Origin of the sequence: Longimicrobium sp. (assembly GCA_036387335.1) — a bacterium.
Lineage (GTDB): Bacteria > Gemmatimonadota > Gemmatimonadetes > Longimicrobiales > Longimicrobiaceae > Longimicrobium.
The window spans coordinates 19462-31968 of record DASVTZ010000200.1; the positions used below are offsets into that span (position 1 = coordinate 19462).

The 12507-nt window shown below is 65.6% G+C and carries 9 protein-coding genes; 7 read left to right on the plus strand and 2 right to left on the minus strand.

All coding sequences use genetic code 11. The features are described 5' to 3' along the window. Positions 1–5: 5 nt before the first annotated feature. Positions 6–866, plus strand: a complete 861-nt coding sequence (locus VF647_19945) for a MerR family transcriptional regulator (GenBank protein ID HEX8454363.1) — start codon at positions 6–8, stop codon at positions 864–866. A gap of 141 nt (positions 867–1007) precedes the next feature. Here the strand turns inward: VF647_19945 and VF647_19950 are convergent, their stop codons facing one another. Further along, positions 1008–1490 carry an Hsp20/alpha crystallin family protein gene (locus tag VF647_19950; protein HEX8454364.1) on the minus strand — a complete coding sequence of 161 codons (483 nt, stop codon included), beginning with the start codon at positions 1488–1490 and terminating at the stop codon, positions 1008–1010. 356 nt (positions 1491–1846) lie between these two features. On the opposite strand from VF647_19950, the gene VF647_19955 reads away from it, so the two are divergent. From VF647_19955 to VF647_19970, 4 genes are all read left to right on the plus strand, one after another. Beyond that, positions 1847–2212: an endonuclease domain-containing protein gene (locus VF647_19955; protein HEX8454365.1), complete on the plus strand. Its 366-nt coding sequence runs from the start codon at positions 1847–1849 to the stop codon at positions 2210–2212. Positions 2213–2355: 143 nt separating this feature from the next. After that, the gene (locus VF647_19960) at positions 2356–2697 is read left to right on the plus strand and encodes a hypothetical protein (GenBank protein ID HEX8454366.1); all 342 of its coding nucleotides are present in this window, start codon (positions 2356–2358) and stop codon (positions 2695–2697) included. Continuing rightward, the gene (locus VF647_19965; GenBank protein ID HEX8454367.1) at positions 2694–2996 is read left to right on the plus strand and encodes a hypothetical protein; all 303 of its coding nucleotides are present in this window, start codon (positions 2694–2696) and stop codon (positions 2994–2996) included. Before VF647_19960 ends, VF647_19965 begins: the two co-directional genes overlap by 4 nt. A gap of 504 nt (positions 2997–3500) precedes the next feature. Beyond that, complete coding sequence (locus tag VF647_19970; protein ID HEX8454368.1) at positions 3501–7142, plus strand: LAGLIDADG family homing endonuclease; 3642 nt, start codon at positions 3501–3503, stop codon at positions 7140–7142. 469 nt (positions 7143–7611) lie between these two features. Here the strand turns inward: VF647_19970 and VF647_19975 are convergent, their stop codons facing one another. Beyond that, a complete protein-coding gene (locus VF647_19975; protein ID HEX8454369.1) occupies positions 7612–8994 on the minus strand; it encodes a site-specific DNA-methyltransferase in 1383 nt (460 codons plus the stop codon). 855 nt (positions 8995–9849) lie between these two features. Here VF647_19975 and VF647_19980 point away from each other — a divergent pair. Together VF647_19980 and VF647_19985 are read left to right on the plus strand one after the other, a co-directional pair. Further along, positions 9850–11007 carry a hypothetical protein gene (locus VF647_19980; GenBank protein ID HEX8454370.1) on the plus strand — a complete coding sequence of 386 codons (1158 nt, stop codon included), beginning with the start codon at positions 9850–9852 and terminating at the stop codon, positions 11005–11007. 2 nt (positions 11008–11009) lie between these two features. Continuing rightward, positions 11010–12507 (plus strand): DEAD/DEAH box helicase (locus VF647_19985; protein HEX8454371.1); only part of this gene is annotated, 1498 nt, incomplete at its 3' end.

Sequence of the window (12507 nt, forward strand, 5' to 3'; positions counted from 1 at the left end):
CACCGATGACGTACCGGATCAAACGGGTGGCGCACCTCACCGGGATCAATCCGGCAACGCTTCGCGCCTGGGAGCGGCGCTACCAGCTCCTGACCCCCCGCCGCTCCCCCGCGGGGTACCGGCTGTACACCGACGAGGACGTCGCCATCCTGGCGCGAATCAAGCGCCTGATCGACGAGGGCCTCTCCATCGGCGAGGCGCTGGAGCGGGTGCGGCAGACCTCCGTCCCGCTCTCCCCGCACGCCGACGCCGCCCTGCTGGAAGCGGTGCGCGACGAGATCGCGGCCGCGCTCCTCTCCATGGACCGCCCCCGCGCGCAGGCCGCGTGGGAGCGCCTCTCCTCCGTCCCCTCGCTGCGCCGTGTGGACGAGGTGCTGATGCCCGTCCTCCGCCTGGTGGGCGAGCGCTGGGCGTGCGGCGAGATCGGCGTCGCGGACGAGCACTACGCCACCGCCTTCGCGCGCGAGAAGCTGGCCGCCATCTTCGGCGAGCTGGAGGGCGGCATCGCGGGAGGGCCGCTCGCCGTGTGCGCCGGCCTTCCCGGCGAGTACCACGAGCTGGGGCTGATGGGCGCCGCGCTGCACCTGCTGGACGCGGGGTGGCGCGTGATCTACCTGGGGATCGTCGTGCCGCTGGAGGAGATCGGGCGTGTGGCCGGCGAGCGCCGGGCCACGATGGTGTGCACCTCGGTGATGCGCCCCATGAGCCCCGAGGAGTTCGCCGCCCTGGCCGCCGAGCTGCGCCGCGTGCTTCCCGACGGCACCGAGATCGTCATCGGCGGCGGCGGCATCCCGGTCAGCCTCGAAGCTCCGCCCGAGCGCGTGCGCGTCGTCGGCGAGCTGCGAGACCTGCTGGCGACGGCCTGAACAGCCTCACACAGAGACGCAGAGGGAACCACAAGAACCGCAGGAGGGGTTCTTCGCGGCTTGCGGTTTTTCTCCGTGCCTCTGTGTGATCGTTGAAAAGGGGCGGGCACCTCGTGGTGCCCGCCCCTTCTCGTTGGTCCGTCAGGCGTTCATCGCCTCGGCCGGCTGCTCGGCGCGCTGGTCGCCGGTGTTCTGCATCCCGCCCAGCTGGATGCGGCGCCGGCGCACCCGCTCGCTCTTGGGGATGGCGACGGTGAGGACGCCGTCCTGGAAGTCGGCCTGGATCTGCTCCGGGTCGACGTCGCGCGGCAGGACGAAGGAGCGCGTGAAGGTCCCGTAGCGGCGCTCGGCCAGGTGGAAGCGGCTGGGCTCGCCCTCCATGCGCTCCTCCCGCTTCTCGCCGCGGATGGTCAGGACGTTGTTCTCCACATCCACCTCGATGTTGTCCCGCGTCAGCCCCGGCATCTCGGACACCACGCGGATCTCGCGCTCCGTCTCGATCACGTCGGTGTCGGGCGCGCGCATCAGGTTGCCGCCGTTCCCGTTGCGGTGCCCGTTGCCGCCGAACACGGTGCCGAAGAGCTGGTCGATGGGGTCGCTGTAGCGCGTCGGATAGAGTGCCATGGTCGCCTCCTCTTCTGTTCTTCTCCCGGTTGAACATGATGTATCCCGCGGCTCGCCCGCGGTTGGCCCCGCGTTAGGCAACCCGCGGGCCCGTTCGAAGCGATCAAAATGGCAAACCCCCGGCACTTCCCGGCAGACTCAACTGCAATGCTGGCAGGAGGATGGGGGGCACACAGGAGCGCCAGCGTGACGGAAGGGACAGCGGGCGGACGGGTTTTGGGAGCGGGGGTTGAAGGTATGGCGGCCGCGGTGCGAGACTAGGGCCCCCACCCCCCGACCCCCTCCCCCGCCCGCGGGGGAGCGGGGGGAGGGGGAGAACTTCTCGCGCGTCGGAGGGATTCGGTATGTGGAAGCGGATGAGGGCTGCGTCGAGCGGCATACAGGGAGCAGCGCGGCGCATGCGCTGCGCGCCTACGCGGGCAGAGGCGGTGCTGTGGGAGGTGCTTCGTGAGCGGAAGCTGTGCGGAGTGCGCTTCCGGCGGCAGCACGCGATCGACCGCTTCATCCTCGACTTCTACTCCACGTCGCACAAGCTGGCCATCGAAGTGGATGGGGAGATCCACGACCAGCAGCAGGAGCAGGACGCGGCGCGGACGGAGCACCTGGAGGCGCGCGGATTCCGCGTGCTCCGCTTCCGCAACGAGGAAGTACTGCACGCCCTGCCCCTGGTCCTGTCCCGCATTCGCGACGCGATCGAGGCGGGCAGTCCGGGAGAACGTTAGTTCCCCCCCTTCCCCCACGCTCCCCCGCGTGCGGGGGAGGGGCCGGGGGGTGGGGGCCCACCCGGCACAGATCGTGAAGTACCGCCCCGCCCCAGCGCGGGCACGCGCCCGCGGCAGGCACACGGCATCACCGGAGGGACATCATGGCCGGCAAGCGACCCGATCAGTACCGAATCGATCCGCGCGAGGGCGGCGCTACGGACTACAAGAACCTCCCCCAGAGCGGGCAGGGCAACTCGGACCTGGACGACACCATCGCACTGGACAAGCAGCGGATGGCCCAGTCGGAGCACCAGGTGGAGGCGGAGGCGGGGCCGGTGAACCTGGGCAAGCCCGCGCCCTCCGTGCACGCCCGCGCCGGCACGCCGGTAGACATCGACGGCAACCCGCTGGGCGAGGGCGGTTCGCAGAGCGCGCAGGACGAGGGGCGCGAGCGCGAGGCGCGAGGCAACACCGACCCGCGCGAAGAAGGGGTGGGGGCGTGAGCGAGACGGGGAACGCCGGGGCCGACGGGGCGGGACCCGCGCGCGCCAGCCAGCCCGGCCCGCGCAAGGAGGTGGGTACGGCCGCGAGCTCGCAGCTCCACCCGCCGCACGTGGACGTCAACGCGACCGACGCGGCCGCGCAGGAGTCCAACACCTCGCCGGTGGACGTCCCGGTGCTCCCCGCCAACGCGCACGGCACCGACCACGGCGGCACCACCACCGGCACGCAAGACGACGCGAGCATGTACGGCGGCCGCCCCGGCGAGGACAAGGACCGCACCCCCACCGACATGCCCTGACCCGCTACGGGTTCACGCGAACGAACAGAGGCACGGAGACCATGTCTCCGTGCCTCTGTTTTTGCGGCCCTCACCCTGCCGCGATGCACGCTCACGCCCACAGATCCACGCCACCGCCCGTCCCCCAGGCAGTTTTGGGGGAGAGGCCGCGAGTTCACGAGCGGGGGAGGGGGCCCCGCGACGGCCTCTTTCGAGCGGTTCCGGCCCCTACCGCGCCGCACCGCGCAACGCGACCGCCGGCCGCCAAAACCTCACCTTCGCGCAACGCTCGGCAGGAGGGGTATTTGGGCATCGCGGGCCGCACCGCAAGCCCCTCGAGGGGTACGAACAGGCACAACGTTTGCGCCCCTTGCGCAACCCTTGACCACAACCTGTTGGGCGTGTACTCTTTGCTTCCCGCTACAGCTTGTGCTTGCCTGCACACGTGTGGTCTGCCCGCCGGGCGAATGTAAACGCCCATCGTTCCACTGTTTGCGCTCAACTCCAGCACCCGAGGATCGCCGAATGACCCCCACCACGCCGACCGAAGCCGCCGTCCTCCCGCAGGTGGACCTCCCGCTCGCTGAGCTCTCCGACAACGCGCGGATCGTCCTCGCCAAGCGCTACCTGAAAAAGGATGCGGCCGGTCAGCCGGTGGAAGTGCCGGAGGAGATGTTCTGGCGCGTCGCCTACACCATCGCCTCGGCGGACCGTAAGTACGGCGCCACAGACGAGGAAGTGGAGACGGCCGCGCGCGAGTTCTACGCGCTGATGACCAAGCGCCTCTTCGAGCCCAACTCGCCCACGCTGATGAACGCCGGGCGTCCGCTGGGGCAGCTCTCGGCCTGCTTCGTCCTGCCGGTGGACGACGCGCTCAGCAACGACAAGAGCGGCGTCTACGACACGCTGCGCTCCATGGCGATGGTGCACCAGTCGGGCGGCGGCACCGGCTTCTCGTTCAGCCGCATCCGGCCCTCGGGCGACCTGGTGCGCAGCACGACGGGCGTGGCGAGCGGGCCGGTGAGCTTCATGTCGCTCTACGATTCATCCACCGAAGTGGTCAAGCAGGGCGGCACTCGCCGCGGCGCCAACATGGGGATCCTGCGCGTCGACCATCCGGACATCCTGGACTTCATCGACTGCAAGCAGGACATCACCAAGATCACCAACTTCAACATCTCCGTCGCCGTCACCGATGCGTTCATGAACGCGGTGGAGCGCGGCGAGCAGTACGACCTCGTCAACCCGCGCAACGGCCAGGTGTCCGGGCAGCTCGACGCGCGCACGGTGTGGGACAAGGTGGTGCAGAACGCGTGGCGCACCGGGGAGCCGGGCGTGTTCTACGTGGACCGGGCCAACTTCTACAACCCCGTTCCGCACCTTGGCGCCTACGAGGCGACCAACCCGTGCATCACGGGCGAAACGCTGGTCTACACGGCGGAAGGCCTCTTCCCCATCGCCGAGCTGGCCGCGGGGGGGGATTCGCGCGCGGTGACCCTGGACTCCCGCTTCGAGGCGGGCGCGTTCGGCCCCGCCGGCGCGCCGTTCCAAAGCGGCGTGAAGCCGGTGTTCCGCGTCCGCACGCGCGAGGGGTACGAGGTGCGGGTGACTGAGGACCACCGCTTCATGACCGCGCGCGGGTGGGTCGAAGCGCGCGACCTCCGCGAGGGCGACCGGCTCCACCTTCTGGACACCCCCGGCGGGTTCGGCGCCGAGGGTACCGCGGCGGAAGGGCGGGTGCTCGGCTGGCTGATCGGCGATGGGCATCTGACGGGAGAGTCGGGGCACGGAGCGGTGCTGGGCTTCTGGGGCGACGACCGCCGCGAGCTTGCCGCGGACTTCGCGGCCGACGTCAACGACGTGCTCGGGCAGGACCCGTCGACCTCGCGCTACCCGGTGGGGGTGGTGCAGATCGACCGCCTGGACAAGGCCACGGTGAGCTCCACCCGGCTCGCCGCGCTCGTCGCGGAGCGGTATGGCGTCACGCCCGAGACCAAGACCGCGGGGCTCCCGGTCGCGGCGTTCCGCGGGTCCGAAGAGTTCCAGCGCGCCCTCCTCCAGGCGCTGTTTACCGCCGACGGCCACGTCTCCGGCCGGCCGGAGAAAGGAGTTTCGGTGCGGCTCACGTCGGTGTCGCTCCCGCTCCTGCGCGACGTGCAGCGGATGCTGCTCAACTTCGGGATCGCGTCGCGCCTGTACGCCGAGCGGCATCCGGCCCGCACCGTGACGTTCCGCGGCACTCCGTACGAGTGCGTCCCGGATCACGACCTGGTGATCTCGCGCGGCAACGTCCGCCGCTTCGCGGAAGCGATCGGGTTCCTGGGTGAAACCAAGCAGAACCGGTTGGTAGCCCGGCTGGGCGAGTACGGTGCACGCGGCCCGTACCGCGAGCGCTTCGTCGCCCGCTTCACCGAGATGGTAGCGGACGGTGAGGAAGCCGTGTACGACCTCACGGAGCCGGTGACCCACTCCTTCGTGGCGAACGGGTTCGTTGTACACAATTGCGGCGAACAGCCGCTCCTGCCGTACGACGTGTGCAACCTGGGCTCGGTGAACGTCGGCCTCTTCGTGCGCGAGGACGTGCCGGCCGAGTCGCCCTGGTACGAAAAGGTGGACTGGAAGGAGTTCCGCCGCGTGGTGCGCCACTCGACGCACTTCCTGGACAACGTCATCGACGCCAACCAGTACCCGCTCCACGAGATCACCGACCTGGCGAACCGCATCCGCCGCATCGGCTTGGGGGTGATGGGCTACGCGGACCTCCTGATCCGCCTGGGCGTGCCGTACAACAGCGCCGAGGGGGTGGAGATCGGGCGCCGCATCATGGAGTTCCTCGATGAGGAGTCGAAGAAGGAGAGCGAGCGCCTGGCCGAAGTCCGCGGCGCCTTCCCCGAGTGGGAGAAGTCGATCTGGGGCCCGGACGAGACGTGCGCCCGCGCGCCCAACGGCGACCGCATCCGCCCCATGCGCCGGCTGCGCAACTGCAACGTGACCACGGTGGCGCCCACGGGCACCATCTCCATCTTCGCGGGGTGCTCCAGCGGCATCGAGCCCCTCTTCGCCGTCGCGTTCATGCGCAACCAGGCCGGCTCGCTGATGCCGGACGTGAACGAGGAGTTCGTGCGCGTGGCGAAGGCGGGCGGGTGGTACTCCGAGGACCTGATGCGCCGCATCGCGGAGAGCGGCCACATCCACTTCCCCGAAGTCCCCGAGGCGGTGCAGCGCGCCTTCGTGACGGCGCACGACATCACGCCGGAGTGGCACGTGCGCCAGCAGGCCGGCTTCCAGGAGTACTGCGACTCGGCGATCAGCAAGACGACCAACTTCCCCAACGACGCCACGGTGGAGCAGGTCCGCGAGATCTACGAGCTGGCGTACAAGCTCAACTGCAAGGGCGTAACCGTCTACCGCGACGGCAGCCGCGACAACCAGGTGCTCTCCACCGGCGCCACCAAGACGCCGGCGCAGCAGGCCGCCGAGAACGCCGACGCCGCCGCCGCGCACTCGAAGCTCGCCGAGGCCGCCGAGCGCGAGGCCAAGCTGGAGCGCGAGGTCGCCCGCCTGCGCACCGCCCTGGCCACGGCCGAGTCGCAGGTCACGCAGGCCCGCCGCCTCAAGCGCAAGCGGCCGGACGTGCTGCGCGGCACCACGCGCAAGATGACCTCGCCTCTGGGCGACGTCTTCGTGACCATCAACGAGGACACCGAGAACCACCCCTTCGAGGTCTTCGCCACGCTGGGCAAGGCGGGCTCCGTCGCCATGGCGGACGTGGAGGCGATCGGCCGGCTGATCTCGCTCTCGCTGCGCTTCGGGGTGCCGGTGAACGACGTGTACCAGCAGCTCCGCGGCATCTCGTCCGACCGCGCGATCGGCTTCGGGCAGAACAAGGTGCTCTCCCTGCCGGACGCCATCGCGCAGGCCATCGGCCTCCGCGAGCAGGAGAAGGCCGGCATCCAGCAGGAGCTGATCCCCGAGGCCGTCCTCCCGCTGACCAACGTCGACGTCACCTCGCCGGAGCTGGCCGCCGTCGCGCAGCCCACGCTCAACCTTGGGACCTACGACCCGGGCGAGTCCTTCATGGGCACCTGCCCCGAGTGCAACAGCCAGCTGGAGTTCGCCGAGGGCTGCATGAAGTGCCACGCCTGCGGCTACAGCGAGTGCGGGTGAGGCCGAACGATTCGCGCGGGATGCCCTGAGCTGTCCTCGACCCCTTCGACGGAGCTTATCGGATGAACGGCAGACCCCGGATCGTGTGCAGGCGCCCCGACGGCTTCTGGTCCCAGAAGCGCCTCGATGCAGACCGCACCGCATCGGTTCACCCGGCGCAGCGCGAGGCCCAGCAGGTTGAGCCTGCACAGCTTCGTCGGAGCGGAGGCGGGGAGCTCGTCTCCGCATCGGGGGGTGGACAGATCCGGGCGAAGGACACAGTTCATCCCGGGAACGATAAGTACTCGCCGAAGAGCTGAGCCCTAGGCGCCGTCGCCCGCGGGCGAAAGGTGGGCGATGGCTGTGGGAGGGGTGGACGGGGGTCACCGGCGCGAGCTGGTGGCCCTCTTTCGTGAAAACGAACTGACCGAGGACGCCTCTAGCCCGTTAACATTTTACGCCCAAGATACAGACGCGCACGCGCACGCCCTCAGCCGCCGTGGGGCAGAGGTATCTCCAACTTCATCTGAGAGAAGAGCGCAGGCACTTTCGCCCTGGAGTCTGCCGCCTGGGCCAGAATTTCGCCATGCAAGTTGGGGCGGTGGATTTGTGCGTCAAGCTGATAGAAACGGCCCTTACGATATATATACCACGGCCCTGCGGGCAGGTCGTCCGCATAAGATTCCTCGCGCCACTCGTTGTGGGACCGAACTGAGACCTGCGCCTCAATCCCGAACTTCGACAGGGGGCGTACAGCTTGACGGGCTTCAATCGCCTGACGAAGCCCCGGGATGTCTGCTCCTTGCTGTGCGAGCACGTCGAGCTCGATGGAGCCAAGTTGGTAGTGCTGCCCTGTTTTCCACTTGCCGGAAAGCAATCGCGTCCTACGCAGCACGAAACCCCGTATCTCCTTCCAGGCGAGCCCGTTCAGGCGATCCGCTCTACTGAGTTCCGTAAGTAGGGTCTTCGCGTACTTTTGCATCCGCAGTTGTACGATGCTCACTCCGAGATTCACAGGCGGGCCCCCAAGCTGCAACTCTGCGTGAGCGCGCTTCATTAGGTCGTCGCAAACCCTTTCTTTGAATGCGCGTACAAAGTCTGGATTCAGTTCGAAACCAACCCCCAAACGCCCCATTACGGCAGCGGTGGCCGGAACGCTGCCGGTTCCCGCGAAGCAATCCAGCACCAAGTCGCCGGGCGCGGACGTTAGTGCCACCATCCGCGCCACGAGGGCGACTGGAAAGGGACAGAGGTGCCGGACCGTGCCCTTGCTCCAACTTCCCTGGACCGGGATGGGGAAGTGCCACAAATCGCTTGGAGCTTTACCACTTGGATGGTACCGCTCCGGGTAACGCACCCAGTATGGCCCTAAGTTCTCCGTGTCGCGAATTGCGTCGAGGTTAAAGTGGGCGAGTCGACCTTTGCCCAGCAGCAGGATGTACTCGACGACGTTCCGGAAGCGGCCGTGGTGAGACCATGGTAGGCTCCGTCCTTTGTCCCAGATCACTAGGTCGTGAAACGTCCACCCAACCTCCCCGGCTAACGCCGCCATCTGCCACGGCAGCGGCGTCATCGCGCCATTATCTTTGATGGTGTCTAATACCACCCACAGGGCCGCCCCAGGTTTGCTCACACGATGAAGCTGAGCGAGCACATCCCTCATCGCCGGAAGATACTCGGTCTCGTACTTCTGACCATGCCCGATCTGACCTGGGGCACCGTAATCCTTGACAGCGCCGTAGGGGGGTGACGTGATTGTGCACGTGATCGACTCTGCCGGGACTGATTGAAGGAGGGTCCGGACGTCCCCTTCGACCATAACGCAGCCGTCCCGGTCTACCCGCTCACCGCTCGAGGCTTCCAGTACCGTCACCTGTACTTCGCGGGAATTCGGGATCGGCGGGAGCTGGGGCGACAGAGCTCCTAAAACTGTTGACCCAGCAATGTTCGACAAGTGAGATATCGGCGTGGGGGGAGGCGCAGCAAACGAAGTAATTGTATTATTCTCGACAGCATCCCGCCAGCGGCAACATTGGCTGTCGTATGTTCCACTTGCACACCTACTAAAATCGTGCGTAGCGCAGAGATTCACTCCCACAAAGATGGAGTCAGCGTAGCAGAGGAATTGGGACTAGCCGACATCCTCGCTGGAGTGTGCGAAGCTCCCTCCGTGGTCATCCAGGCCGGCACTACTGGGGCCATTCGGGAGCATGTCAGAGGATTCTTAACAAAGCGGGGGTGGCCCGGTGAAACGGCGATCAAGCACGGATATGACCAAAAGGTTTTCTCGCTACGGCCAAGAGTGGCATTCCAAGTGCAGACGGGGAACGCCGCGCGTGGGAGTACAGACCTACTCAAGCTGCAGTACCTCTACACGAGTGAACGTATTGACGTTGCGATCCTTGCGGTACCGACGAGGCTTGCAGCTGGAAGGCTCGGCTCCAACAGAGCGTCATTCGAACGAGTGAGGGCGGAACTGACTCTGTTCGCGCGGGTCCTTTCGATTCCACTGGTGCTCATCGGCTTCGAGTAGCCGCAGAGCGGTTCAATCCGGGTGAAAAAGACTATGGCTCAGTACAAAGTAACCATCGTGGATCTTGCGCAGCGTCGGAACGAGATTGACGGAAAAGTTCGTGTCAGTGCAGTTGCACGGCCATTCTATCAGCTCCGAAACCGACAACACGACCTAAAAGTGATCCAAGTTGATCTTCGAGTTCCCCTGTACCGCATGGAGAATTACCGCACGCAGACAAGGCAACTCGCCTACATCCGACGGGAGGGCCTGCCAGATACATTCTTCAGCGCTGGGCAAGAAGACGTTGAGGCGCAACAGGCTCAGCACGAGATGCTTGCCGATTTGGCCAAGGAAGGCATGGGCGAGACCGTCGTGGCAATCTCCACTGTGCTGGGGCAGGACCGACAACAGACAGAGCCCCTGCTGATTACCCACGATGGTATCGTCGTCAATGGCAATCGCCGACTCGCGGGCATGCGCGAGATGCACCTGGAGAATCCAGAGGCCTACGCAGCCTTCGCGACCATTGACGTTATGGTGCTCCCGAGCGACGTCACGCAGAAAGAGTTGAAGGAGGTCGAATTCAAGTTGCAGATGCAGCGCGAGACGCGTCTGCCGTACGAGTGGCAGGACAGGGCTCTCGCAGTGCGCGACCTCTTCAATCAGGGTGTCTCCAAGCGGGAGATACAGTCGCTCATGCGCCTAGAACGAGAGGCTGAGGTCGGAGCCATGCTGGACCAACTTCAGGAGGCAGAGACGTACTTGGAGGAGTACTTGGAGAAGCCTAAGCAGTACGAGTTGGTGCAGGACCACGATCAATTGTTCGGTGACTTGCAGGCTGCACTGGCGAGAAAACAGGGTGCGGAGAAGGAGGTGGCGCGCCGCATCGGGCACGTGATGGCGAAGAACAGGGCGAGCTTCGGGAGCCGCGTGTACGACTATAAGGCAGCATTCGGCAACAAATGTATGCAGGTCGTCGAGCGGCTCGCACGCCGTAGGGGAATCGAATTCGACACTACATCAACAAACGGTTCCGAGGAAGAAGACATCTTCGGTGCTACCGGAGACGGGGATCCCTATGCTCCCGTTCGTGATCTCCTGCGTAATCCAGATGAGAGCGCATCGCTCGCAACTGACATCAAGGAGATTTACGACTCGATGAGAGTCGAAGAACGTGACACCGAGATTGGGCGAAAGGCCGAGCGAAGCGTGCAACGCGCCAATACTTTACTCAACGAGGTGAACTTAGAGCAAGCTGACCCCGGAACCTTTGCCGCGATCCGAAGCCAACTCAACGCTGTGGTTGCGCGCGCGGAGGAACTCCTCACTGACGTAGGGCGGCTGGAGACTCGTATGGGGAGCGTCGAGTAGCGGTGCCTAGCCTGACGATCGACTACGTTCCGGGCACGGTGTCGGCGCGAATCATCGGGTCCGATGATTTTTCGGATTCAGTGTGGAATCGCGTGCTACAAGCAGCATCCCAGGCTGACGCCGATGCTCGCGTCGTTGGTCGGATGGTCGAGTTGCCGTGGGGTGCGGCGCTTCCAGTTATTCTCGAACTGGGCGGCCTACGCAGGGATCATGGCTTCACAATGGACGCGACCCCTGACGCGGGCCAACGGCTCCAGAACTTCCATGCCGAGCGCGCCGCAGTCCGCGCCGCGCGAACGGCCGAGGGGCCGCCCGCGATTCTCTCCTCTGAACAAGTCGAGGACAGCCTCCGCGCACTTGGGTTCACGCGACGCACACTGCGCGATTTCCAGATTGCTGATATCATACGACTTACTGCTCTCCGGCACGGCGCGAACTTCTCCGTCCCCGGAGCAGGCAAGACCACGGTCACGCTGGCCGTCCATCTGCTGACGTGTAACCCGCACACGCACCTTCTGGTTGTCGCGCCCAAGAACGCCTTCGCTGCATGGGACGAAGTTATTGACGATTGCATGTCGGCAGATGCCCCGGATGGCAACGCACAGCCGTTCGTGCGCCTTGATATGGATGATATAGGTGTTGACCGGGCACTCCAGGACGGCGGCCGCAGGTTCATCATCAGCTACGACAAGCTTATTCGTATACAACGTGTCATGTCGCGATACATGGCGCGAAACCAGGTTCACCTCGTGCTCGATGAGTCGCATCGGATCAAGGCCGGCGATGATTCTGCGCGCGGACGTGCTCTTCTAGGAGTGGCGGCTCTCCCAGTTCGCCGCGACATCCTTTCTGGGACACCCGCTCCAAACTCAATCGCTGATCTGCAGCCGCAGCTTGACTTCCTCTGGCCTGGGGTGCACCTCGGCACACAGGTGGCGCAGGCATCCCGTCCCCGCGACGTGCTTCAGAACCTCTACGTGCGAACCACCAAGCGGCAACTCGGACTCACACCTCCGACACGCCACTTTCGCCACGTGGAGATGGGCCCGGCTCAACTCATACTTTACACGACGCTGAAAGATGTGGTTATCGAACAACTCCGCGACATTCGTCGTAGTCGACATGTAGACTTCATCGCAGCCCGCCGGTCCGTCATGCGGCTACTCCAAGTGGCCACGAATCCCGTGGTCGCCGCGGTGAACATGTTGGGCGGTGGTGACCGGCGGGAGGACCGGGGGACTGCCCTTCTTGAGACCGTCATTGAGGAAGGCGACTCGAATAAGATGGTTGAAGCAGTCACTCTCGCGAGAGATCTCGCCCGGCAAAACCGGAAAACGGTCGTTTGGACAATCTTCCGTCCCACGATCGACCGCCTTGAGGCCCTTGCGCAAGACATGTCCCCTGTAGTGCTTCACGGAGGAGTACCGGCTGGCGACGATCGAAGCCAAGACACGCGTGAGGGACGAATCCGCAGATTCCACGACGATCCGGACTGCTGGG